At 35.7% G+C, this 25,512-nt stretch carries 19 protein-coding genes and 1 other RNA gene; 3 read left to right on the top strand and 17 right to left on the bottom strand.

What is annotated here, in order from left to right; translation table 11 throughout:
- Positions 1-178: 178 nt before the first annotated feature.
- The 11 genes from ISU02_RS17125 to ISU02_RS17075 all read right to left on the bottom strand — a co-directional run bounded on the left by ISU02_RS17125 (position 179) and on the right by ISU02_RS17075 (position 16,101).
- A complete protein-coding gene (locus tag ISU02_RS17125; RefSeq protein WP_194703066.1) occupies positions 179-1,594 on the bottom strand; it encodes a sensor histidine kinase in 1,416 nt (471 codons plus the stop codon).
- Between the two features lie 15 nt (positions 1,595-1,609).
- Positions 1,610-2,296 carry a response regulator transcription factor gene (locus tag ISU02_RS17120; protein WP_194703065.1) on the bottom strand — a complete coding sequence of 229 codons (687 nt, stop codon included), beginning with the start codon at positions 2,294-2,296 and terminating at the stop codon, positions 1,610-1,612.
- A 219-nt stretch (positions 2,297-2,515) separates the two neighbouring features.
- Positions 2,516-3,943 carry an aminopeptidase gene (locus ISU02_RS17115; protein WP_194703064.1) on the bottom strand — a complete coding sequence of 476 codons (1,428 nt, stop codon included), beginning with the start codon at positions 3,941-3,943 and terminating at the stop codon, positions 2,516-2,518.
- Positions 3,944-4,081: 138 nt separating this feature from the next.
- Positions 4,082-4,732 carry a response regulator gene (locus tag ISU02_RS17110; RefSeq protein ID WP_194703063.1) on the bottom strand — a complete coding sequence of 217 codons (651 nt, stop codon included), beginning with the start codon at positions 4,730-4,732 and terminating at the stop codon, positions 4,082-4,084.
- A 25-nt stretch (positions 4,733-4,757) separates the two neighbouring features.
- Positions 4,758-5,891: a sensor histidine kinase gene (locus ISU02_RS17105; RefSeq protein ID WP_194703062.1), complete on the bottom strand. Its 1,134-nt coding sequence runs from the start codon at positions 5,889-5,891 to the stop codon at positions 4,758-4,760.
- Positions 5,892-6,003: 112 nt separating this feature from the next.
- On the bottom strand, positions 6,004-6,453 hold the full coding sequence (locus tag ISU02_RS17100) for a chemotaxis protein CheW (protein WP_194703061.1): 450 nt from the start codon (positions 6,451-6,453) through the stop codon (positions 6,004-6,006).
- A gap of 52 nt (positions 6,454-6,505) precedes the next feature.
- Positions 6,506-6,682 carry a DUF896 domain-containing protein gene (locus ISU02_RS17095; RefSeq protein ID WP_194703060.1) on the bottom strand — a complete coding sequence of 59 codons (177 nt, stop codon included), beginning with the start codon at positions 6,680-6,682 and terminating at the stop codon, positions 6,506-6,508.
- 12 nt (positions 6,683-6,694) lie between these two features.
- Complete coding sequence (gene hutH / locus ISU02_RS17090; protein WP_194703059.1) at positions 6,695-8,233, bottom strand: histidine ammonia-lyase; 1,539 nt, start codon at positions 8,231-8,233, stop codon at positions 6,695-6,697.
- 46 nt (positions 8,234-8,279) lie between these two features.
- Positions 8,280-10,184, bottom strand: coding sequence for a YgiQ family radical SAM protein (locus ISU02_RS17085; RefSeq protein ID WP_194703058.1), 1,905 nt, complete (start codon positions 10,182-10,184; stop codon positions 8,280-8,282).
- Positions 10,185-10,259: 75 nt separating this feature from the next.
- On the bottom strand, positions 10,260-15,605 hold the full coding sequence (locus tag ISU02_RS17080; RefSeq protein ID WP_323985057.1) for a diguanylate cyclase: 5,346 nt from the start codon (positions 15,603-15,605) through the stop codon (positions 10,260-10,262).
- A gap of 70 nt (positions 15,606-15,675) precedes the next feature.
- On the bottom strand, positions 15,676-16,101 hold the full coding sequence (locus ISU02_RS17075; RefSeq protein WP_194703056.1) for a MarR family winged helix-turn-helix transcriptional regulator: 426 nt from the start codon (positions 16,099-16,101) through the stop codon (positions 15,676-15,678).
- 225 nt (positions 16,102-16,326) lie between these two features.
- On the opposite strand from ISU02_RS17075, the gene ISU02_RS17070 reads away from it, so the two are divergent.
- Together ISU02_RS17070 and ISU02_RS17065 are read left to right on the top strand one after the other, a co-directional pair.
- Positions 16,327-17,328, top strand: coding sequence for a M23 family metallopeptidase (locus tag ISU02_RS17070; RefSeq protein WP_194703055.1), 1,002 nt, complete (start codon positions 16,327-16,329; stop codon positions 17,326-17,328).
- Between the two features lie 10 nt (positions 17,329-17,338).
- The gene (locus ISU02_RS17065) at positions 17,339-17,920 is read left to right on the top strand and encodes a bactofilin family protein (protein ID WP_194703054.1); all 582 of its coding nucleotides are present in this window, start codon (positions 17,339-17,341) and stop codon (positions 17,918-17,920) included.
- A gap of 58 nt (positions 17,921-17,978) precedes the next feature.
- On the opposite strand, the gene ssrS is transcribed toward ISU02_RS17065, so the two are convergent.
- The 4 genes from ssrS to ISU02_RS17045 all read right to left on the bottom strand — a co-directional run bounded on the left by ssrS (position 17,979) and on the right by ISU02_RS17045 (position 20,722).
- A non-coding RNA gene (ssrS, locus tag ISU02_RS17060) (6S RNA) lies at positions 17,979-18,154 on the bottom strand.
- Positions 18,155-18,183: 29 nt separating this feature from the next.
- Positions 18,184-19,092, bottom strand: a complete 909-nt coding sequence (locus ISU02_RS17055) for an RluA family pseudouridine synthase (protein WP_194703053.1) — start codon at positions 19,090-19,092, stop codon at positions 18,184-18,186.
- A gap of 16 nt (positions 19,093-19,108) precedes the next feature.
- Entirely contained in the window at positions 19,109-19,696 is a 588-nt protein-coding gene (locus tag ISU02_RS17050) for a hypothetical protein (protein ID WP_194703052.1), read from the bottom strand.
- A gap of 9 nt (positions 19,697-19,705) precedes the next feature.
- Positions 19,706-20,722: a threonine aldolase family protein gene (locus ISU02_RS17045; RefSeq protein ID WP_194703051.1), complete on the bottom strand. Its 1,017-nt coding sequence runs from the start codon at positions 20,720-20,722 to the stop codon at positions 19,706-19,708.
- Between the two features lie 542 nt (positions 20,723-21,264).
- On the opposite strand from ISU02_RS17045, the gene ISU02_RS17040 reads away from it, so the two are divergent.
- Positions 21,265-23,172: a type I glutamate--ammonia ligase gene (locus tag ISU02_RS17040; RefSeq protein WP_194703050.1), complete on the top strand. Its 1,908-nt coding sequence runs from the start codon at positions 21,265-21,267 to the stop codon at positions 23,170-23,172.
- Positions 23,173-23,322: 150 nt separating this feature from the next.
- On the opposite strand, the gene ISU02_RS17035 is transcribed toward ISU02_RS17040, so the two are convergent.
- Positions 23,323-24,570: a DUF1015 domain-containing protein gene (locus tag ISU02_RS17035; RefSeq protein WP_194703049.1), complete on the bottom strand. Its 1,248-nt coding sequence runs from the start codon at positions 24,568-24,570 to the stop codon at positions 23,323-23,325.
- A 16-nt stretch (positions 24,571-24,586) separates the two neighbouring features.
- Positions 24,587-25,507 carry a D-2-hydroxyacid dehydrogenase gene (locus ISU02_RS17030; RefSeq protein WP_323985054.1) on the bottom strand — a complete coding sequence of 307 codons (921 nt, stop codon included), beginning with the start codon at positions 25,505-25,507 and terminating at the stop codon, positions 24,587-24,589.
- Between the last annotated feature and the right edge of the window lie 5 nt (positions 25,508-25,512).

The raw sequence follows: 25,512 nt of genomic DNA, 5'->3' as shown, positions 1-25,512 counted from the left end.
ACACCTCCCACTGTTATATATTACAATATCAATTTTAAGTTTTTGTGAACAAGATTGAAAACTTATTAAAATTTTGGGATTGATATCAATTATTACATATGTCACGCCCAACTGCGTTGGACTTTCTAAAAGATACACTTGAATACACTTTTATTTTATTCATTTTTTATGAAATTATTCACTTGAAAATTTGAGACGCAACTGTAAAGATGAAAGCAACGCCCACGTCCTCATTGCTATATACATCAATTTTTTCATTATGCGCTTTGACAATCTCCTTGACAATTGAAAGCCCCAAGCCGGATGATTTTTTTTCAAGACCTCTTGATTTATCCAATTTCGTAAACCGATCCCATATCATGCTCAGCTCTTTAGGGCTTAATATATTCCCAGAATTGCTGATGCCCACATAGAATTTATCGTTTTTTAGCTCCGTCCTAATACTGATGTTGCCGTCCAAATTGACGAATTTTGTCGCATTATCCATCAGATTATAAACAACTCTTTGAATTGAAGCCATATCGCCATGAGCCAATATTTTTTCTTTTGTCAAGTCTATGGTCAATTTGATCCGCTTGTCGATAATCTTTTGCTCAAAACTGTCCAACACGTTGACAATGACCTCATTGAGATCAAAATCCGTCTTATTCAGTACAAGAGCACCACTTTCCATTTTGGATAAATCGAGTAAATCGTTGATCATTTTAATTAAGCGATCACTTTCATTGGATACAATCTTCAGATATCTTTCCTGCTTATCTGCCTCAATGGTGCCATCCAGCATGCCGTGCGTATAGCCCTTTATCGTGGTCAATGGCGTTCTTAAATCGTGGGATAAACTGGAGATGAACATCCGTTTTGTATTTTCTTGCTTGTATAACTCGTTTGCCATGGCGTTAAAGCTCTCTGCGAGTTCACCGAGTTCATCTTTTCTATTGATGATAATCTTCTTTTCAAAATTGCCTTGAGCAATATATTTTGCGGCATCATTAATAACCTTAATTTCATGACCCATTCTTCTTGTGATCATAAAGATCAGAGCCACTGCTAGAAGCCCAGAAATGGATAGAGAAATAAAAATGATCACAGATACTTTTGATATCGTATCCTCTATTTCTGGCATAGGTACATTGATAAACATGGCATAAATCTTATCACCCACATGAAAGGGATATCCCACTCTTAAAATGCTATCTTGTGAAATGCCCTTATATAAAACTTCCCGACTCGTTTCTCGTCCTTGAAAAACATTTTTGATATCCTCTGCCAAATGGGGATAGTTGCCCATCTGCATGTCATAAGTTGAATCAGATGTCGAGTAGAATGCACCTTCTTCAGTAAAAAGCCATATGTTCGCACCTGTATAACCATCTAGAATCGTAATCTGTTCTTGCAACAAGTCTAAACTGATACTATTGACATACTTGCTGTTAACGATTTCCTCAAAGTTATGTGCTCTCTTTATAATGAGCGTCGATTCGTTACTGACAAAGTAATAGTCCAAAACACTTCTCACACCAATAATAATCAATATAAACGAAATCAAAAAGATTAAAATGTAAATGAAGGCAAATTTATGAAAAATTGTTTTCATGAATACACCTCACCTTTAATCCAGTTTAAACTTATAACCAACACCCCAAACGGTTTTGATTTCCCAACCATTGTTGGGTTTTTCAAATTTTTCTCTGAGACGCTTAATGTGCACATCCACGGTTCTCGTCTCACCGAAGAAATCGTATCCCCAGATGTGGTCCAAAAGCTGTTCTCTTGTAAACACGCGGTTTGGATGATTTACAAGATAGTTTAAGAGTTCAATTTCCTTTGGAGGCAACTCTAAAGTTTCGCCAAAGTAAGTGATATTATAATCCACCATATTTATCGTTAAATTAGGCACTGAAACAATGCCTTCCGTCTCTGTCTTATCTGTGTTTTGGAATCTCCTAATAACGGCTTTTACTCTGGCAGTAAGTTCCTTCGGATCAAATGGTTTTACGATATAATCATCTGCACCGAGTTCAAGGCCAAGTACCTTGTCAAAGGTCTCTTCCTTGGCAGTAATCATAATAACAGGTACTGTGCCCAGCTTTCTGATTTCTTTTAAGGTGTCATAGCCGTCGATGCCAGGCATCATGATGTCAAGCAATACCAAATCGGGTGCATTGGATTTGAAGGCTTCAAGACATGCTTCGCCAGAGCCATACGTCTCAACTGCATAACCCTCTTTTTCCAAATATAATGAGATCAGCTCTCTTATATTTTCTTCATCATCTACAATAAAAACTCTTTTATTCATACAGTGACCTCCCATTTAGATCGTCCTCGCAGATCTTGTTGTTTTAAAAAAAAAGAGCATTAGACTAATGCTCTTTTACATACCTATTCTATATTATACAACATTTCAAAATACTATTCCAATGCTGTTTGTAAATCAGTTGTAAACAGTTTTTGTCACAATGATCTTTATAAATTGATATCTATGCCTCTTGCTCATTTCAAAGATTTACAGCTCATTTTAGCGGTTTAAAAACGATTTATAAGCTTTATAAGTCATATACACATCCACTTTGCTCACGATTTCGTAAGGGGCATGCATACTTAAAACTGGAACGCCACAATCCACCACTTCTGCATTTGAATTGGCAAGAATGTAAGCGATTGTACCGCCGCCACCTTGATCCACTTTTCCAAGTTCACCAATTTGCCAAACGATATTGTTGTCATTAAAAAGTTTTCTAACCGATCCTAAAAATTCAGCATTGGCATCATTGCAGCCTGCTTTTCCTCTAGCACCTGTATATTTAACGAGTTGCACACCTTTGCCAATATGAGCTGAATTGGTTTTTTCATATGCACTTGCATAGTTGGGATCAAAAGCAGCCCCCACATCCCCTGATAAAACAGAGGTATTCGAGATACATCTTCTGAGATATAAATCATTGAAGTTTGGCTCTTGTAATGCTATGAGTTCCGCGACGATGTTTTCAAAAAATCTGGATTGAGAACCCGTGTTGCCCTGACTGCCAACTTCTTCTTTGTCCATGAACATTGCACAGGCAGTTGTCTCAACATCTGAAAGCTCAAGTATTGCTGCGAGCCCCACATACGAACAGACTCTATCATCATGCCCATAAGCAGAGATCATACTTCTATCAAGTCCCAAATCCTTGGCTTTACCTGCAGGTACAACCTCAAACTCTGCGGATAAAAAATCTTCTTCCTTAATCCCATATTTTTCATCTAGAATCTTGAGTATATTGAGTTTTACTTTATCTTTAGTTTTGCTATCACCTATAGGCATATGTCCAATAAGCACATTGAGCGTTTCACCGTCAATACCCTCTGATAAAGTTTTGCTCACCTGATCTTTTGCTAAATGAGGGAGTAAATCTGTAATTGCTAGAACAGGATCTGTATCCTCTTCGCCAATGACCACTTCAATTTTCTCGTTGTTATGATTGAATACAACACCATGCAAAGCAAGGGGTGTTGCTGTCCATTGATATTTTTTTACGCCTCCATAGTAATGTGTCTTCAAGAAGGCCAAATCACTGCTTTCATATAGAGGAAACGGTTTCAAATCCAATCTAGGCACATCAATATGTGCCCCCACAATATTCATGCCCTCTTTTAAAGCACTCTTACCCATCAAAAAAAGCACAATAGCTTTATCGCGATTCATCGCATATACTTTTGAACCCGCTTTCAAGCTTTCCTTTCCAGATATAAAATCTTCAATGGGTTTATATCCAGCTTCCACAGCTTGGTTTAGAATTTCTTTAGCGCTTTCTCTCTCCGTTTTTCCTGCATTTAAAAAAAGTTTGTACTTTTCACTGAGATCGAAACAGGCCTTTGTTTCATTTTCATCTAACGCTTCCCAAGCATTTTGAAATTTATGCGTTAATGTCTCAGATAAAGCTTCATAATTTGTATTATTCTCCATTAATATCCCCTTTCAACCATACACTACAAGTTAGTTTTCATATAGAATTGATGTTCTATTGGTAAACCACACCTTTTCACGTCATAAAGTTTCATTCTATATATAGGATATCGAAATATTATTTAAGGTTCAAGTGAATTAAATTTTTGTAATATTATGTTTAATGGCATAAAGTGCCGCCTGAGTACGATCAGTTACTTTTATCTTTTTAAAAATATTAGAGACATGGTTTTTTACAGTTTTTTCACTGATAAATAACTCCGTTGCGATTTCTTTGTTATTATAGCCTTGAGAAATTAATTTGATGACTTCATATTCCCGCTTAGTCAAATTCGTGCCAATCATCTCATCAATGGACTTATCCTTCTTTTTGTATTCTTTGACCAAAATGCCTGAAAGTGTTGGATGAATGTAAAGTTCACCTTGTGTGACTTTATGAATTGCTTTTACCAGTGATGAAACATCGGCATCTTTGAGCACATATCCTTCAGCACCTATATTGATTGTCTCAATCAAATACTGTGCATCCTCATGAATGGTAAGCATAATGACCTTAATCTCACTGAACTGATCTTTTAAAATGCGCAATGTATCAATTCCGTTTAAGTTCGGCATATTGATATCCAAAAGAATAACATCCGGCATATGCGCTTCCAACAATTCAATGGTTTCCTGACCATCACCAGCCAGAAAAACAATTTCAAGACTTTCCTCAAGCTCAAGCAACTTCTTAATACCTTCACGAATCAGTGCATGGTCGTCCACAATCGCAACTTTTATCGGTTTCATTTACTTCCTCCAAATTCATCTTTCATCAAGATATTTTATTAGGTATTACAATTTTTATTTTGGTGCCTTTACCAATTTGTGACTTTAATGAAAAAGTACCGTTAAGCATTTCGATCCTCTCTCTCATATTGTATAGGCCATAACCGCTAGGTTTTAAAAGCATTTCCTGAGCATCAAACCCAATACCATCGTCAATAATTTCTACCTCAATTTGTCTTTCAGTACAGTCAATTATTAATAATGCATTTTTACATTTTGAGTGTTTAACCATATTATTAAAACTTTCTTGCACCACTCTAAAAACAGTGAGATTAATAAGTGGATCATTTATAGGGATTCGATTTTTAAGTTTCATTTCAATTTGCAGTGCATGACCCTCCAACAAATTAGAAATCAATTTGTTGAGCGTTGGGATAAGGCCTAAATCATCTAGCGACATGGGCATGAGGTCATATATTATTTTTCGAATATCTTTCAGAGTATTCCGTATGTCTTCTTGCAATTCTGAAATTTCTTTTTTAGCTTTATGTGGTGCCACGTCAATAATTTTAGAGAGGTATTCCGCTTTGAATATTATGTTGGCCAACGATTGAGCTGGACCATCATGAATATCCCTAGAAATCCGTTTTTTTTCATTTTCCTGAGCTTCTATAATTTTTAGACTCACTTCTTTTTTGTGCTTATGATCTTCCACTTGCTCAAAAATACTATTGGTCAAATAATCCAGTGCAACACTTACTTTTGTCTCAAGCACCTCGGAACGTTTCATGACATCCTTTGACGTAATCAAAAGTCTGTCCAATTCCATCTTACGCTCCTGAAGTTCTCTTTCTTCCTGTCTTTTAACAGAGAGTTCAATCTGAACTTTTTGGGACAACTCATAAGCATCTTTGATGTCTTTTTCCGTAAATTCATCGAAGTGAGCATTAATCGTTGCAATCATATTTTTAGCCATTTTAGCTTTAATCTCAACCTTGTCAATTTCGTTGACAATTAAAGTTAACTTGGTCTTGATATTTAAAAGTTCCTGTTCGTAGTGATTATAGTCCTGTCTCGTCTTCTCAGATATTTCGAAGATTTCTTTTTTCCCATCTTCTATGGACACAGCTGTTTTATTAATGATTTGATCCAATTCCTTTATTTCAATGAAATTCTTCAAAATACACACTCCACCACGTTTTAATTAATAATTATTATATCATAAAAGCTCACGCATATACACAACGTGAGCTTTTTTAGTAAATAGGTCCTATTTAATTCACAATTGTCAACTAATTGATCTCCAATATTTCACTAATTTCATCATCTGTCAAAATTTTATCAAAATCTATAACGATAATCAATTCATTTTCATGGATACATACTTCTGAAATGTAAGCATTATCCTTTTTAATTGCAATTTTAGGCGGTGGCAATATATCTTGCTCGTCTACAGCCATAGATTGTGAAGCGTCATCCACTAAAAATCCTATGAGCACATCCTCTTTTCTCGCAATTAAAATACGCTTATCCCTTGCAGCAGTATCAGTCATTTTAAATCTCTTTTTTAGATTGACAACAGGTATGATATCGCCTCTTAGATTTAAAAGGCCATCCACATATGCAGGTCCATTTGGCAACGACGTAATTGAAGCATAATCTGTTATGGATGCAATGTGGTGGATATTGGTTGCGAATTTTTCGTCGTTTAGCTTAAATACAATATATTGTTTCTCCGCCATTTAAACACCTCCAATGAAATTTTAATCGTTTCAAGGGATATCTACCCAAAAATTAATCTTTATAGACAATTTCTATGTTGTCCAATTGCTTTTTAAAGCTACTTCTAAAAGCTTTTAAATAAGCTTCACGAAGCTCTAACTGCTCTTTGAGCTCCTCATCGTTCAATCCTTCAGTCTTTTTTTTATGCGCCAAAAAATTGATACGATCTAATTTTTCTTGAGATAACAAATAATCACCTTTCTAATTAATAGCCAATGTCCCAACGACATGCTCTACTTTTTCTACGATTTCATTAGTTCTAATTATATCATATATTTTATTAAAATCTAGATGCATTACACGATCTTCTTCAATTTTTGAAACTTCTCTTCTAATGACATCATATGCTGCTCTTGAACCAGCACCCAATTTGCTCGCATCATCGAAGTCAATAGCCTGTGCAGATGCCAGCAATTCGATTGCAATTACGTTTTGAGCATTGAATAGGATATCTCTTGCTTTTCTCGCCGCTATTGTCCCCATACTCACGTGATCTTCTTGATTTGCCGATGAAGGAATAGAATCTACACTTGCTGGATGTGCCAATATTTTGTTCTCAGATACCAGCGCTGCTGCTGCATATTGAGCAATCATAAAGCCAGAATGCAGGCCACCATTTGGTGTTAAGAAAGCTGGTAAATTGCTGAGTTGAGGATTGACAAGTCTCTCAATTCTTCTTTCTGAGACATTCGCCATTTCTGCAATTGCTATGCCTAAGAAGTCAAAAGGCAGTGCCATCGGTTGTCCATGAAAATTTCCACCTGAAAAGGCTACTTCATCATCTGGAAAAATAATCGGATTGTCTGTAACCGCATTAATTTCTATATTTATTTTATCTATAACGTATTGAACTGCATCTTTACTTGCACCGTGAATCTGAGGCACACATCTCAGTGTATAGGCATCTTGTACTCTAATTTCACCTTGTTTTGTTGTGAGCTTGCTCCCTTTCAAAATTTGGAGTAAGTTTTCTGCCGTTTTGATTTGGCCTAAATGCGGTCTAACTTGATGTAATCTAGGATCGTAAGCATCTGTAATGCCCTTTAGTGCTTCAACCGTCAAGGCAGTAGAAATGTCCGCAAGTTTTAACAGTTGTATCGCTTCATAAGTGACAAGTGTCCCCACCGCAGTCATAACTTGTGTCCCATTGATAAGTGCCAATCCCTCTTTAGAAGTTAACACGATTGGCTGAATACCTGCTTTTTTCATTGCCTCAGCACCAGAGAGTTTTTCGCCTTGATACATGGCTTCACCAATACCGAGCATCACAAGAACCATATGTGCAAGTGGCGCCAAATCTCCGCTTGCACCCAAAGAGCCCTTTTCAGGAATAATCGGATGTACACCGCGATTAATCATTTCAACAAGCGTATTTAGGGTAATGCGTCTTACGCCGCTGTGTCCCTTGACTAGATTATTGACACGCAACAACATAATTGCTCTTGAAACATCTTCTGAAAATGGCGTCCCCACCCCGCATGCATGGCTTATTATAAGATTTGTTTGAAGATCCGTCGTTTCTTCTTTTGAGATGACAACATCTGAAAATTTACCAAAACCTGTGGTAATACCATAAACTACTTTTTTCTCATCGACAAAACGATCTACTAATTCTCTAGCTTTATCCACACCCGCTAAAGCTTCTTCAGCAATTTGGATTTTAAAATTATGTCTTGAAACATTGACTACATCTTCAATTGTTAAACTTTTTCCATCAATAATAACCATATTTGCTTTCATTTTAACACCCCTCAAAATTGGATTTCGTTAATACCATACTATCGAATTACCGTCTTTTTTTAGTCTTCTCAATTGAATTTATAGACGTTTTTGAACTGGGTGTCTTGCGTTTGCTGGATTTACTCTTTTTACTACCACCTGCTTTAGGCACATTGGTCCTTGGTTTTATGAGCGCTTTTACATGAAACCCGATCAAATCCTGCCTACCTGCAAGAATAAGTGCTTCATAGACCAAATCATAATTTCTCGGATTTTTATATTGAAGCAGCGCACGTTGCATGGCCTTCTCTTTGTTGCTCTTAGGCACAAAGACGGGTTTCATCGTTCTTGGATCTATCTCAGTGTAATACATGCAAGTGCTCATGGTGCCAGGGGTCGGATAAAAATCTTGAACCTGTTCCGGCGTATAATTGATATCTCTAAGGTATTCTGCCAACTTAATAGCAGAGTGAATTGTACTCCCTGGATGCGAACTCATAAGATACGGAATGATATACTGCTCTTTTTGAAGTTCTTTATTAATTTGATCAAATTTTTTAACAAACTGACCATAGAGTTTACCGCTTGGTTTGCCCATGTAATCCAGAACAGTCTCATCTATATGTTCAGGCGCCACTTTAAGCTGTCCACTTACATGATACTGGCACAAGTCATAGAAAAATGCATCTTCTTGATCGTGCATAAGGTAGTCATATCTGATACCACTTCTGATAAATACTTTTTTAATCCCCTCTAAATGCCTCAATTTTTTAAGAAGCTCCACATAGTCGCTATGATCTGTGTCTAAATGTTCACAGGGTTCTGGATGAAGGCATTGTCTGTGCTTGCAAGTGCCAACTTTAAGCTGTTTTTTACAGGCAGGATGCCTAAAATTAGCGGTTGGGCCTCCAACATCGTTGATATAGCCTTTATAGTCCACATCCATTTGTATCATCTTGGCTTCTTCTATTATGGACTCATGAGATCTGGATGTAATAATACGTCCTTGATGAAAAGCAAGAGCACAAAATGAACAGTTTCCAAAACAGCCACGTTCACTGATAATGCCCATTTTCACTTCTTTAATCGCAGGAATACCACCTCCCGCCTCATACATAGGGTGGTAATTTCGCATGTAGCCTAACTTGAAAACCCAGTCAAGACGTGCCCTTTCAAGGGGCATGGTCGGCGGATTTTGTACTAGATAAGTCTCACTATGTCTTTGTACAATGGTCTTCCCCCTAATGGGATCTTGTTCATCATATTGAACTTTAAAAGCCTGAGCATATTGGATCTTATCGTTCTTGACGCTTTCAAATGAGGGTATTTCTATATATTGATCCAAGTTTTCCAGTGACTTTGTCAGATAGCATGTCCCAGGAATATGTTGAATATATTGAACTTCAATGCCATTGTTAAGGTATTCTGCAATCTCAACAACTTGATTTTCCCCCATGCCATATATGAGCAAATCTGCCGCACTGTCAAATAGTATGGATCTTCTCACAGAATCATCCCAATAATCATAATGTGCAAAGCGCCTGAGCGATGCTTCTATCCCCCCCAATATAATCGGTTTATCCTTATATTTCTTGCGAATTAAGTTTGTATAAACCAGAGTTGCTCGGTCTGGTCTTTTTCCCATGGCGCCACCTTCAGAATAATTATCTGTCTCTCTGTGTCTTCTTGAAACATAGTAATGATTCACCATGGAATCCATATTGCCGGCAGAGACCAAAAAACCGAGTCTGGGTTCACCTAAAATATCAATGCTATTGGGATCATTCCAATCCGGCTGTGCAATGATGCCTACTCGATAACCTGCATCCAACAACACTCTTGCTATAACCACTGGTCCAAAACTGGGATGATCCACATAGGCGTCCCCAGAGACCAATATAAAATCTAAATAGTCCCACTCAAGTTTGAGTAGATCTGCTTTATTCACGGGTAAAAAGTCGTTTAAAATCATTATATCCTCTTTTCATAAAAAAGTGACTACACACAAAATCAGTATAGTCACTATCTACCTAAAATGCAATAAATGTTAAAATAATATATAACTTATCACTAACTTTAAAGTTTCAACAAAGTTATAATTACTAAAGTCGAGTTCTTTTTCATGTATCGGTACCGATATCGAAAGGATACCTTTTTTATCTGGTTCATTATAACTGATGACAATGTACGATTTCCAGTTTGGAATATGAGTGATCTCATCGTAAAATACCGTCTCTTCCCAGTCGATAAAATACTGACTTTGAGCTGTATTTTTAAACTGATCAAGAAGTCTTTGATTGATGTAAAGTTCATCGCTTAAAATATCGTGCCCCTTCTTTTTACTGATAACTTTTTCCATGGCCCACTGCTCATCAAACTTTATAAAACAAATTTCTTCTGCTTCTGTAATGTCCAGCAATGTAATGAAGGTATCCTTAATACGATCTTCAGCGCTTTTAGAACTTTCCAATTGGGATAATATATCTGTCAAAGCTTGCACATTCCTCGTGTCAGAAGAAATATTACCCGTGAGAATCCCTGCCAACTTATCATATCTATGTCCTGCTTTTACAAGCTTTTCATTCCAACCATTAGACTGATTCCGTCCGTTATTTTTTGAATAATACAGCGCTTGATCTGCCTTCTCCACAAGCTCTTCTTCATTAACGCCATCATCAGGGTAAGTGGAAACGCCAAGACTGACAGTTAGTGGCATCTCCTCCCCAAGCAATTTTTGATAATCCACTTTGAGCCTAATTTTTTCAGCAACTTTTAGACCGTCAGTTGCATTGGTTTCAGGTAAGATGATGATAAACTCCTCGCCACCATAACGTCCAACATAATCAGAGCTTCGTATAGAGGCCTTGAGCAAGTCCCCTATTTTCGTAAGGATTTCATCTCCCTTGCGATGTCCATACGTGTCATTGACATTTTTAAATTTGTCAATATCAAGCATGATCACAGACAAACAGGTATTATTTTGTCTTGAAAGATTGAGTTCTCGTGTAAAGGCGAGCTCAATCGATTTTCTGAGCTGAACGCCTGTGAGCTTGTCAACAGATGATATCAATTTTAAATTATAATTGTCCATCATCAGATAGGTTAAGTTCATGAACGACTTACATTGATTGAAAGACTGCTGATTAAATCGATTGATTACATTATTCGTATCTAGAAACACATATCCAACAGTCCTTTTCTTCACAATGAGCAAATCATCACGGCGTTTTTCAAGCATTTGTCCCTCATGAGCTGATTCATAGATTGGGAAGAAGATAATGCCCTTCTGATCATCCGAAAGCATTTGTACATTGGTATCTGTGTCCAATTTTGAAACGTATATCCCCTCTAAGTCATTGCCAATACTATTGATCAATTTAAAAACATCATAACTTTGAATATCATCTGAAGTTTTTATAATTTCTTCAATATTGTCATTTGCATCTAACATATAAATCATGCCACGTTCAGCTAGTGTCATATGAACAAGATATTTCAGAATCATTTGAAGATTTTTAAGGTCATCTCTTTGAAGGCTCTTAATTAAATCAGTTGGCGATTTGAAAGCGCCCACATGATTCAATTTATAATTTTCATAAACGGATTTTACGAATTTCTTATTCTGATAGAGCAAGTTGAGATGATTTAAATCGAAGTAATCATCAACTGTATCAATTCGATCTTCAAAATAAACTTGATGACCGGACTCACTTTCGAAGTACAAGAAATTTTTTATGATTTTATTGATTTTATTTTTTAGTGCCATCTTGGAATCATCATATAGGATATAAGTTTCTTTGTATTCCGATGCAATTTCTATTGATAAATCTGCAATAATATCCAATGACATTAAATAAAACTTTAATGCATTATATTGATTATTCGCATGGTACTCCTCATCACCCAAAAATTTGTATGCTCTCCAAAGCAATTCTTGTGACTCTTCTCTAAGTTGAGGTATCCTTTCTTTCACATTTATAAAACTATCCTCACCTCGGCAAGCATCCACAAAATCTCTTTTTAATCGCACATGTTTTGTGTTGTAAAAGCTTATGAGTTGATCATCCAATTCTATCAATCTCTCTACTTCAACAAAATCCGCATAATCTATAAAGTCCAGCATGATCTCTAAAAGAAAATTTCGAATGACCATTGCCTCTGTTGGATTCTTTACAGTGGATTCAAGAGCTTTAATAGCGTCATAAGGGACTTGTCTTCTGGAAAATACAATTGAACTTTCTCGATACTTTATGATGAGATCAATCACTTTTATCCTAAAGCGTCTAAAATCATCTTTAAGTGCATCGGCATCAAAATTATAACGCCATTTTTCAACTTGCATCACACTATTCATCGTAATAAAATATTCAAAATGAAGCATATAATAGTCAAATTTGTCAAACTCTTTATTTTTTATAGCATTTATTTCATGTTCAAGTCTATTAATGAGTGTGTGCGTCTTACCGTAATTCTCCGTCAGAAGAGAAACATAGCATAAGTTCATCAAGGATATGATGATCATGTTTTTATCACCAACATTTTCTGCTAGAGAATAGGCCTCCTCAAAATATTTTATGGCTGTTTGAAACTTGCCTTCAATCTTATAGGTTTCTCCAAGATTATTCAAATGCACCGGTATTGTGACGTATTGATTACGGGCGTTTGCTCTACTATATGCTTTTCTAAAGTAATCTCTTGCAGCTATATAATCTCCAAGTTCATCGAGGTAAATCACGCCAAAGTTATTGTATATTTTAATCATATACTCATCATCATTGATCTCCATAAAGACTTTCAGTGCATCATTAAGCGCTTTAAGGCTTTCATCGAATTGGTTTACATGGTGATAGTAACATCCAAGTTCACTTAAAAATGCCCCTGTAAAAAAAAGATTATTTACAGCTTTTGCCTTAGCCAAATAAATTTCTGTGATCTTAAGCACTTTATCCAGCTCACCTTTTTCTGTAAAGCATCGACATAGAAGCTTAGCAGATTTAAATTCACCTTCTAAATAATTGAGCTTTTGAGATTGATCAAAATAATAAGAAATATGTTCTGCCGCTTTATTGATATCGTTCTTATAATAATAGATGTCTGCCAGCTCAAGTTGAGCATCGATATAATCTTCTGGGTGACTGTCCTCAGTTAGTGAAATGAGGAACACGATTTTCTCGTACGCACTGCTAATCTTACCCACGCTGATATAATTTTTGATCAGACTTTTGGAAGTCGTGATGATATTGGTGACATCGTTTAGACGCTCATACAATTGGTTTGCCTGTTCAAGCAAGTCGATCCCCTTGTGACTGTTATTTTTTTCAATGTAATGATTTGAAAAAAGAACACAGTATTGAGCCGCCTTGACGAGGTCTTCAGATGCAATAAAATAATCAATGAGTGCTTCGTTGATTTCATGATATTTTTTGTACCGATTTTCATATATGGAAGCCGCTTTTCGAGAAAGAAGCTTTACTTCATTTAAGGTCAAAGAATTCGCAAAGTGTTTTTTGACTTCATTCTTGTAGAATCCAAAGACATATTCAATATCGCTAATGCGCTTGTTGAGGATCTTCTTGGTTTCCATTTCATATATAAAATAATAAGCGTGTTCTTCATCAATGTCCGCATACTGAAGCAGTACATTCAAGTTGAATGCACTTTTCAAAACAGATATCTTTCTTAAAATTTCTACATGCTCTGGAGCGATGCCTTGAACCAATTTAATGATTTCTAAGTCATTCTCTTCAAAATATTCAAACTTATAACTATCATCCACTTCTTCCAAATGCCATCTTAACTTTTCCTTATCCAAATAGATGATCTTTTCAGACCACAGCTTTCGAACAAGTTTTTTTGTACTGCTTGGTTTACCCATGGATTCAACCATAATTCTATGCGTAAATCTATAAGGTATTTTATCAATGCCCAGCGACTTTTGTACGATTTTACCCGTTTCTTCTAAATTTAAAAAAGGGAGTTTCAAAGCGTGTATGGTTCCCGAAAGATTCTGATAAGACCTCTCCTGTTCGGCGCCTGTAAAGATCAGCATAAAGTTGCCATACCCTTTATGATGCACTAATTGATCAAAAAAATACCTTTCATCTATGTGAATATACTCTTCATTATCCACTAGCAAAACCATATACTTATTATTGCTGTATTCTATAAAGAAATTAAAAGCTCTATTGAGAAGTCTCATCTTCTGGTTTTCTAAATTAAAAGGGCTCACTTCTTTTAAATTCCATTTAACAGCCAGTTCCGGGACTATTTTAACAAGCTCTTGTCCATATTTTTGAATGAGCAGTGGCGAAACATCCTCCTGCGTTAGAATAAATGAGAGGATCTCTTTAATTGCATAAAAGCAATCGTCGCTCGACTTCTTTGCATCGATTGTCACGTAAGCAATTCGATTAAATTTGGCCGTATATTCAAGTTCCTTAAGTACACGAGATTTTCCCATCCCATTTTCACCTTGAATATAGATGCCATTAAAACCATCCATTTTTTTCATTTTATCAAATATGATTTCTTTGCACTGGTTTATAATGGCATCTCGGCCCACAATAATCGTTTTTTCATGTACGCGATCATAGAATTCCGCATCATCATTATCGACTTCTATCCAAATTAATTTAGCCAATTCATCAATAAATTCTCTTATATTATTATGTCTTTCATCTTTTATATGATTAGACGCTTTCAGTATAAACTTGTGAATATCTGTACTGTTTACATTTTTAGATAGCGTTTGTAGAGATTTCAGCGTAAAATCCACTCGATAGTATAAATAATAAAACATCACACCAAGTGAATAGATATCTGCATGGTAATCAACCTCTTCGCCCCACAGTATTTCAGGCGCAATAAATTGCTGGTATCGTTCATGATCCAGCTTTAAAAAATAATCGTTTATATAATTGTTCGCAAGGTCTTTGAGCTTAAGCTTGATCTGCCCATTTTCTCTCAATAGCACTATGGAATTAAAATTGAGATATTTATAAATGACACCTCTGAAGTGCAAAAATCTTATCGCTTTACATAACTGTATAATGACACTATTGATTTCTGATTTATTGAGTTCATAATAGACAACTGTTGTGTTTTCGTCATAATGTTCATAAGTATAAAAAAACTGTTTACGAGTAACCCGACTACCATTGATTGTGTAAATCGGCTTAAATTCGTAAGCAGTCAAAATATTGTCATGAACACAGGTTGAGATATCTATAAAGTTTTTTTCCATCGATTTTACGAACTCATAATTGGATATTTCCGTATCAAATATTCGAATACGTTTAATCTGATGATTCTTTTTAATATCTTCAACCAAATATTCAACAACACTGCTTTCTCTAGTTAAGGTTTCCAAGACATGATATCGATCATTGATCACTTTCAATTTATTGCGCCTCCATTATAGATTGCTTTCAAGTGTCTTACAGCGTTATAGAGGAGAAGAAACTTTATAACTCTACTTTTTCATTGAAAATTCTAAAACTTTCATCGATCCCATTAATCGTCTCTTCACTGAGTTCAGCCATAATTTCAGCAACATATTCGCGCCTTGTTTCCATAACGCTCTTAAGCAAATTATGACCTTTATCAAGAACTGCAATTCTAACAATTCTGCGATCATTTTCATCTTTCACACGTTTAACGAGTTCATTTCTCTCCATGCGATCTAGTAGATCCGTCACTGTACTGCATGCCAAATACATTTTGGAACTCAATTCACCTATGGTTAGATTCTGTTCATAGATCAAGTATTGCAAAGCCTCAAACTGAGGTGGGGTGATATCAACATCATTTAATATCTCTCTTCCCTTTTTTTTGATTTTATAGCATACTCTTCTTAAATTTTCTTCAATTCTGACAGTTCTTTCATCCATTCCCAATAGGCCTCCATTTTTATCTCATTTCAACTCATCTAAAAAGTTGTTTAAAAGTTAATGATAGTGATATCTATATTACATCGGTAATTTTTAATATACTCCTGCATATATTCTATTTTACAGAATAATGGAACTTTGGTAAACTAATTTTTCTGGATTCATTGAATTATTGTAAAGTATTGTGCTAAAATGATGTATAATTTGCTATTTAACGGAGGCTGTATGAATAAAATCAAAGCTTACTTTAAAAAAAATAAAGTAACCATTATGATCATTCCCAAATCTCAGAAGAGCATCAAGCAATGGCATTTTAACCTAGCACTTGCATTTTCAATTTTAATTCTACTCATCCTCGTTAATCTTGCTTTGCTTACCACCACCGTATCCACTCGACTCCATTCTACCATTTTAATGGCGCAAAATGCCACTTTAAAGAAAAATATCACCATAAAAGATGACCAACTGCAGTCACTTGAAAATATAGGAGACCAACAACTTGAAGAGATTGAGGTGTTAAAAAATACTCTAGGAGATACTTTGGGTTACTTTAATTCCAGATTGAAAGAAATGGATACTGTAAACCAAAACGTCTCTCAACTTGTGGCCATGTTCAACAAAGAAACAAATTCAAATGTTGCTGCGCCTATCAGTCGTTCTTTTAACCGATTTATCGATACGACCTCTGATGTACAGTTGCCCAGAGAAAATTTATTGCTGAGTCAAGCTGAATCCTTGATCAATAACGATGAAATTTCGGAATTAATTCTCGATCAGGGCAGTGAATACTCAGAGCTGATCACTTCACTTCAATCTCAGATTGCCTATCTGGACTGTCGGCCTGATCAATACCCTACTGAAGGCATCTTATCTTCTAAATTTGGATTTCGGAGTGATCCAGTGACTGGTAAAACGGCTAGCCACAAAGGTATTGATCTAGCAAATGCAAGCGGCACAAGTGTGCATGCTGCTGGTGACGGGGTCGTCATCTATGCTGGCTGGAATGGCAGTTTTGGCAATGTCATCATTATTGATCACGGTTATAGTTATAAAACGGTTTATGGTCATTTAAAGGAAATTAAAACAAGTAAAGGTAACACCGTCACTAAAGGCGAGCTTATTGGAACAATGGGCTCATCTGGTAAGAGCACTGGTACACACCTACACTTTGAAGTGCGATTTAACGGCACACAAATCGATCCACTCAAAATACTAAAAGAAAACTAGGAGGTTCTTTATGTTTCCAAAAAAAGAGGTTGAATTTAAGTTTGACATTATCATTGGTCCGAGTTCTATAATCAAGGGAGATATTGAAAGTGAAGGCAGTATACGAATTGACGGGAAAGTTCTTGGTGACGTCAAATCGCTTGGAAATATTATTGTAACCGAGGAAGCTTATATTAACGGTAGTTTAACCTGTATAAATGCAGATATTTATGGTATTGCAGAAGGCAATGTTAAAACAAAAGGTAAAATCAATCTTTATCACAAAGCCTCTCTCAAAGGCGATATCATCTGTAAAAGCTTCAACACTGAAGAGGGTGCTACTTTCAAAGGGAACTGTTTCGTAGATCCAGAAGAAGAAATCATCATCGAAGTAGATGCCATGATTTCAGAAAAAAATATAGATACGATCAATAACAATCTCATTGACTTTAAGAAGACACAAGCCAATAAGAACAGAAACGATAAATCAGACGGCGATAAACCGAATAAGGAAAATCTTGCCTCTAATAGTGCCAATAACAACAATAATAATAATAACCATAGTAATAGTAACAATAATAATAACCATTCAAATCAAACTAAAAAAGCATAAAAAAAGCGACAATGTCGCTTTTTTTTATGTTTTTTATTTATGCACTTTATCTTTAAGTAATCTGCCCAGAATGCCGTTACCCGATAAATCTCACACCACACCCCAACTAGGTGGGTGGACTATCTTCTGTTTTTGACTTCTACCAAAATGCAGCTTGTCATACGCAGCAGAACACGTTCTCCCTACGATCAAACAGTGGTTGAATTTATCAGGTAACCAACACCCCAGAACACTTAACTCATTATACCATGAAAGTCGCCAAATTACAAATTTCTAAGCACTTCAATCAGTTTGCGAATGTCCTCTGGCAAAGATGCATTTACCACGATCCTTTCATTGCCACGCGGTTTTCTAAATGACATTTCAAAACAATGCAGTGCCTGTCTATCAATCCAGTCAGAGCATTTTCCATATAGGTGATCTCCAACAATACCATGACCGATATGTGCCAAGTGTACTCTAATCTGATGCGTTCTCCCCGTTTCCAGCTTGACTTTTAAAAGTGAATACCCATTAAATCTTTCGGCCACTTCATAATGTGTAATTGAAGGTAATCCATCCGGTCTGACTACTCTTAATATATCGCCATCTTCTGCTCTTTCAATAGGTGCATTTATAGTCCCTTTATCCTCGCTGACAACCCCTTCAACCACAGCATAATATATTTTATCCACCTCATCCTTTTGCATTTGTTCTGAGATGAACTGCTGTGCATAGGCACTTTTGGCAATCAGCACGATGCCTGAGGTATCACGATCCAAACGGTTTATAAAACGCGTCTTAAAATTCTGATTGCTCCTATATTGATAATATGAAATGGCATTGGCAAGAGTCCCCTCTGGATGTCCCTTTGTGGGATGAACTACCAGAAAGGGCGGTTTATTAATCGCCATCATATCTGCATTTTCAAAAGCTATATCAATCTCTATCGGGTTAGGCTCAAACGTGTTCTCATCATGATCAAGCATCAAAGTAATGATATCTCCTTTGCTCACAATCTGATTGACAGATGTCTTCTTTTGATTGAGCAATATATTGTGATTACTTTTACATTTACGAATTAATCGGCTGGAAATGTGCATATGTGACGCAATAACGTCGATTACTTTCAAACCCTTTTCTTTTGATTCTACTTGGTACTCGAGCTTTAGCGTTTCCTCATTTATAAACATGATGCTCCTTTTTATGCTAAAAATTATATCTCAATAATAAATATGAACCGGTTTCTAGTTCTTTGATAATAATGTAATGTCTATACTTATAAGACGCAATCTCTCTAATGCGATCTTCTTCAACCGATTTTACAAATTCAACGACATCCACATTTGTTTTTTTCCAACCACATCTGAGCAACTTGGAAATACTTTCAGGCGCCAACAACTCTAATGGCAAAGAACCGTAGACATTGCCATATATAATTTCATGCGAAGACCAAAATTCATTATGCGTTTCCATAGCCCCAGATTCAAGGAGCTCCTCAGATCTCTCTTTTGCAAAATATTCAATTTCATTACCTTCATAAACATCGACAAAATGCATGGGTTTGTATAAAAATTCTATGGTATTAATGATTTTATACTCGTTATTCGTACGTGTTACCGGCTGGATTATAATCTCATCTTCTTTAACATGTGTTGACCAATAGTCTGTTTTTATTTGACTAGAAATATTTTTAATCAATCTAACATACATATCAACATCTTCAGTTTCATGTGAAATTAAAGCATCTTCAAGTCGGCCAACCGCTTCTTTGAGATCTTCTATATTATAATTCATCGCTTCCCCCTAAATATATTCTTTAATCGCTTCGACGAGGAGATCAACAGCCTCTTTATCAATCCAATAATTGGTTACAAATCTATATTCGCCATTTTCTGGTCCATTAATTTTTAAGCCCTTCTCATTTAGTGCACAGACAAACTGCTCATCAAGTGTTCTGTCAAATTTTACAAAGACCATATTGATATCTAAACGGTTACTCAACACTTCAATGCCATCTATCTTACTGAGCTGTTGAGCCAGATACTTTGCATTTTCATGATCAATTGACAAATGATCCACCATATCTTCAAGAGCAACGATCCCTGCTGCGGCTAGAAATCCAACTTGTCTTAGCCCGCCACCCATTAATTTCCTCATTTTTCGGGCCTTATCAATAAAAGTTTTTCCACCTACAAGCATAGAGCCCACAGGCGCACATAATCCCTTACTCAGACAGAACATAATAGAATCTGAGTACGCCGCTATTGCTCTTGGTTCAACCTCAAGCGCATGCGCTGCGTTAAAAATTCTTGCTCCGTCCAAATGTACTGGCACATGATGCTTTTGAGCTAACTCATAAATGGACGCCATCTGTTTCAATCCTATAACTGATCCACACGAGTGTGCATTTTCAACACATATGAGCCCTGTATCGGGATAATGAATATCTTCTTCTCTTATCATATGCTTTATTTCAACGGCACTCATATTGCCATTATGGGTTTGAACTTGTCTAAGTTGAACACCTGAAATAACCGCTGCAGCTCCAACTTCGTGCATCATAATATGACAATCATGTCCTAATATGACTTCATCACCTCTTTTAGTATGCGTTAAAATGGCAAGCTGATTTCCAAAAGTACCACTTGGAACGAACAATGCCGACTCTTTATCCAATATTTTAGCGCTCATTGCCTCTAATTGTTTTACAGTGGGATCATCCTCATAGACATCATCACCCACAAATGCCTTTGCCATCATTGCTCTCATACGATCTGTAGGTTGCGTTACTGTATCACTTCTAAAGTCATAATATTTCATAGTGTGTCCCGTCCTCTATTACGTTTCTATCCGTCTATCTAAAAAGACTACCTAGATTATACCATAAAACCATTTTCACTGGATAGTCTTATACAGAAAGAAAAAATATTGTACATACTCTACCTCATTTTTATAATATAAAGTCTTTTATAACTTTAATGAACCGATAAAGAATCCGAATATTAAAATTTGTAACCTAAAAGGAGATTTTTTTATTAGATAAAACTTTGAAAAAATCAGAATTTTTTTAAAAGTTACAAACCACCTATATTTGCAATATCTTTACGCTTTCACACGTTTTAATTTAGAGCTCTTTTAGATCAAAATACTTTTATATCTAACTTTTTCTATGAGACAATTTAATAAAATAAACGAACATTCAGCCAATTTTAATATTATTAATTTTTGATAACACTCACTTGTACCAATTATAATACAACATTTACACGTCTTTATGATCCAAAATAAATCTTTACATTTTTTTCTCTTGTGTTATAATAATTCATTATATCAAGGTGTCAGAACCCAACAAGGAGGAATTTATGAAAGACTTGCTTTATATCATTAAACCCGAAGACAAGATAAAAGATAAATTATCTGCATTATTACTGGATCACCCAGAAATTCAATTTGTTTCATTAATAGCTGTGGATTTTGGTAACAATCATACTGATGAAAAAGTCCCTGTTAGTCAATTGCTTGACGACGTAGATGGCTTTTTAAAAAATGGTATTCAAACAGATGGTTCATCCGTTTATTTACCTGAAATTGCAACTATAAATAATGCAAAGGTAGATTTAATTCCAGATTTAACTGCAAATTGGATCGTTGACTACAATTTTAGTAATTTAAATGAAGACGGTAAACCTGTGGGTACATTATTGATTCCTGCCTTCTTAATTCATGATGATAAAGAGGTTTGTTCAAGAAGTGTCTTAAAAAATGCAGTATCTAATTTCAAGACAGAAATTATTGCATTATTCACTGATTATCCTGAATTGCTAGAAGAATATCCTGCGATTTCAAAAGCAGACGATATTGACGATGTTGTGTTGACAAGTGCTACAGAGTTAGAATTTTGGGTAAAAACACCAGATACAAAAACAGATATTGAAAAGCTCGCTGCATCTCAAAATTTAAAAGAACAATACTGGAAGAGAACTTACGGTCAGGTAAGAACATCTCTTGAACAGTCTCTTGAAATGCTTGAATGCTATGGATACGAGCCTGAAATGGGCCATAAAGAAGTTGGCGGTGTTGCTTCTAAGTTAGCGGGGACAAATGTTTTCACGCACGTTATGGAACAACTTGAAATCGATTGGAAATATGACAAAACATTACTTGCTGCCGACAAGGAATTAATCGCAAAAAACATCATCAAAGATGTCTTTGAAAAAAATGGTCTAAGCGTTACATTCCAAGCAAAACCACTTGAAGGTGTTGCTGGTAGTGGTGAACATCACCATATTGGTGCAGCTGTTGTCCTTAAAAATGGCAAGACGGTAAACCTCTTCACACCAAAAGTGATGAAAGAAAACTTTATGAGCAAAATTGGTTACGGTGTTTTAATGGGCCTTCTTAAAAATTATGAAGTAATCAATCCTTTTGTTTCTTCTACTAATGACAGTTTAAATAGACTTAAGCCTGGTTTCGAAGCACCTGTTTGTATCGTTTCTTCTTTAGGACATAGCCCTGAAGTGCCTTCACGTAATAGAACAGTACTTGCAGGCCTTGTTAGAGATATAAACAACCCATATGCAACACGTTTTGAACTCAGAGCACCAAATCCTAACTCAAACACTTACCTTCTATTAGCTGCAGTTTGCCAAGCTGGATTAGATGGTATCAAAGCGAACTTAAACTCTAAACTCAGCTTAAAAGAAATCGAAGCAGGTTTCAATAAAGCTTGTGGAGAGGATCATTACTATTTTGATAAGGATAGAGCTTACAGAAGCGAAGAAGATGTATTCGAAGACTTCACTGCTGAAGAAAGAGATAGTATGTTTGGTATCCCACCTAAAACTGTTTATGAGAATTTAGTTGCTTTTGATAAATATACAGACAAAGTTGCTTTATTGACTTCAAATGATGTTTTCACACCTAAAATTATTTCTTCTTATAGATCTTTTATGTTATCTGAATGGTCAATCGAGCTAAAAGAGCGACTCATTCCAACTAATATAAACACCATCAGACGTTTCAAAAAGTTGCATGGCAACGATGAGATTTCTGATCTTGATATTGTGAACTGGGAAAAAATTAAATCGTTGAAAACATATTTAATGAAGGATTCTCTATCAGCGAAGTCGCTCTTCACTAGAATTAGAGAAGCTCTTGATGCAAACGATTTCCAATTGGCTTCAGATCTTCAAATAGAAATGAATAATTCAATGACACTTCTTACAAAACTCTACTTAGACTACAAGAGAAATCTGATCATCATTGAATAGTGAGCATTTGCATCCAGTTTTGTACTATTTTTTATAAATTTTAAAATTGATAAAAAGAAAAGGGTAACATCTGCATGAACTTCGTTCATCCCAGTGTTACCCTTTAAATTTGATCTGCTCTAAAAAATCATACCTTTTAAAGTAGAAGTATTAAAATAAGCGATGTACAAACAAGCCACTTCTCAATTTAGGTTCAAACCAAGTTGATTTAGGAGGCATTACTTCCCCAGCATTTGCAATATCGATCAAATCATCCATAGTTGTTGGGTACATTGAAAAAGCAACAACAAAACCATTGGATACTCTCTTTTCAAGTTCTTTTAATCCCCTGATACCGCCAACGAAATCAATTCGATTATTCGTTCTTGGATCATCAATGCCTAATATTGGATCTAGAAGATTCTTTTGAAGAATGGACACATCCAGTCTATCCACAGGATCATTTTCGTCATAGATGCCCTTATGCGCAGTTAGTTTATACCAAGCGCCATCAATGAACATACCAAAAGTTGCTCGACTCATAGGTTTATAGGGTTCATTTTGTTCTACTTTTTCAACGTCAAATTTATCAGCAATAAGTTGCATAAACTCATCTTTAGTATGACCATTTAAGTCTTTAACAACTCTATTATAATCCATGATGAATAAGTCTTCATCAGGGAAAATAACAGACATAAAGAAATTGAATTCTTCAGTACCATCATAATTTGGAAACTGTTCTCTTCTTTTCAACCCTACTTTTACAGATGAAGCGGATCTATGATGTCCATCTGCTATATAGAGGTAGTCAATACCATCAAATATTTCTGATATTCTGCTTATCAATGATGATTCATCCAATTTCCAGACAATATGCGTAATGTCATCTTCACTCGTAAAATTATAAACTGGCATATGGAATTTAATCCAATCATTCACAATTTGATTGATTTCATCATTTTTTCTATACGCTAAAAAAATAGGTGCTGTATTCGCATCACAATGATCAAAGTTGTTGATTCGATCCACTTCTTTAGCAGGTCTTGTGAATTCATGCTTCTTAATTACATTATTCATATAGTCATCAATAGAAGTACAACCCACCAAACCCGTTTGAACTCTTCCATTCATAATTTGTCTATAAATATAATAAATAGGTTCATTTTCAGTTTCTAATGTGCCCTCTGCAATAAATCGATCTAAGTTTTTACGTGCGGTTTCATATACTACAGGATCGTATGCATTTTCGACTTCAGGTAAATCAATTTCTGATCTTACAACATGTAAAAAAGAATATTGATTATCTCCTGCCATTTCTGCTGCTTCTACTCTGTTCATGACATCATATGGTAAAGAAGCTACCTTCGAAACCAACTCTTTTTTTGGTGTTATGCCCTTAAACGGTTTAACAATTGCCACTTTAGTACCTCCAAATTTAATTTAAGTTAAAAAAGTTATTAATAACGTCTATGGTTTCTAGACCAATTCTTTCTTGAGCTTCTTCAGTAGAAGCACCAATATGTGGTGTACATGAAACTTTAGGATGATCTACTAATGCCTGATTTAAGGTAGGTTCCTCTTCAAAGACATCGATGCCTGCCCCAGCAACTTTACCACTGTTAAGCGCCTCTAAAAGAGCCTTCTCATCAATAACACCGCCACGAGCAGTGTTAATCAAGTAAACACCATCTTTCATGAGTTCGAATTGCTCTTTCTTAATCGTTGGTCCTTTAGTCTTATCATAAGGAATGTGCAATGATATATAATCGGACCGCTTTAGCAGTTCCTCTAGAGTTAAGTACTCAAACTCTGGATATTTCTCTGACTTATTAAATAAATCTGTATAAACAACCTTCATTCCAAGTGCTTGTGCTCTCATAGCAACTTCATGAGAAATTCTGCCCATACCTACTAGTCCCAAAGTTTTTCCGTTGATTTCTGTACCTTTGTAGTGTTTTTTATTCCACTCGCCTTTTTTCATCGTTACATTTGCTGCATGGATATGACGCGAGAGTGCAAATATATGACCAATTGCAAGTTCTGCAACTGCAGCACTACTTGAATTAGGCGTGTTTTTAACCGTAAAATCATTTTTCTCAGCATAGAGGTGATCAATATTATCAATACCGACACCAGCTCTAATCATAAGCTTTAAGTCTCCACCTTTAACCTGCTCAATCAATTCCTTTTGAATTTTTGTTGCCGATCTAACGATGATAACATCTGAATTTCTCATTTTTTCCACCAATGCATTTCCATCATAATGATTAGTGTCAACGATATGTCCTTGGTTTACAAGTATTTTTTCTGCATTTTTGTCTATCCCATCATTTGCTAATATTCTCAAACTTCCCACTTATG

The organism is Fusibacter ferrireducens (assembly GCF_015352425.1).
GTDB lineage: Bacteria > Bacillota > Clostridia > Peptostreptococcales > Acidaminobacteraceae > Fusibacter_A > Fusibacter_A ferrireducens.
This window is presented reverse-complemented; position numbering and strand designations above follow the sequence as displayed.

Coding starts and splice junctions, on each gene's coding strand:
- ISU02_RS17125 (WP_194703066.1), bottom strand. CDS start 1,594: ATGAAAACAATTTTTCATAAATTTGCCTTCATTTACATTTTAATCTTT.
- ISU02_RS17120 (WP_194703065.1), bottom strand. CDS start 2,296: ATGAATAAAAGAGTTTTTATTGTAGATGATGAAGAAAATATAAGAGAG.
- ISU02_RS17115 (WP_194703064.1), bottom strand. CDS start 3,943: ATGGAGAATAATACAAATTATGAAGCTTTATCTGAGACATTAACGCAT.
- ISU02_RS17110 (WP_194703063.1), bottom strand. CDS start 4,732: ATGAAACCGATAAAAGTTGCGATTGTGGACGACCATGCACTGATTCGT.
- ISU02_RS17100 (WP_194703061.1), bottom strand. CDS start 6,453: ATGGCGGAGAAACAATATATTGTATTTAAGCTAAACGACGAAAAATTC.
- hutH (WP_194703059.1), bottom strand. CDS start 8,233: ATGAAAGCAAATATGGTTATTATTGATGGAAAAAGTTTAACAATTGAA.
- ISU02_RS17085 (WP_194703058.1), bottom strand. CDS start 10,184: ATGATTTTAAACGACTTTTTACCCGTGAATAAAGCAGATCTACTCAAA.
- ISU02_RS17075 (WP_194703056.1), bottom strand. CDS start 16,101: ATGGATGAAAGAACTGTCAGAATTGAAGAAAATTTAAGAAGAGTATGC.
- ISU02_RS17070 (WP_194703055.1), top strand. CDS start 16,327: ATGAATAAAATCAAAGCTTACTTTAAAAAAAATAAAGTAACCATTATG.
- ISU02_RS17065 (WP_194703054.1), top strand. CDS start 17,339: ATGTTTCCAAAAAAAGAGGTTGAATTTAAGTTTGACATTATCATTGGT.
- ISU02_RS17055 (WP_194703053.1), bottom strand. CDS start 19,092: ATGTTTATAAATGAGGAAACGCTAAAGCTCGAGTACCAAGTAGAATCA.
- ISU02_RS17050 (WP_194703052.1), bottom strand. CDS start 19,696: ATGAATTATAATATAGAAGATCTCAAAGAAGCGGTTGGCCGACTTGAA.
- ISU02_RS17045 (WP_194703051.1), bottom strand. CDS start 20,722: ATGAAATATTATGACTTTAGAAGTGATACAGTAACGCAACCTACAGAT.
- ISU02_RS17040 (WP_194703050.1), top strand. CDS start 21,265: ATGAAAGACTTGCTTTATATCATTAAACCCGAAGACAAGATAAAAGAT.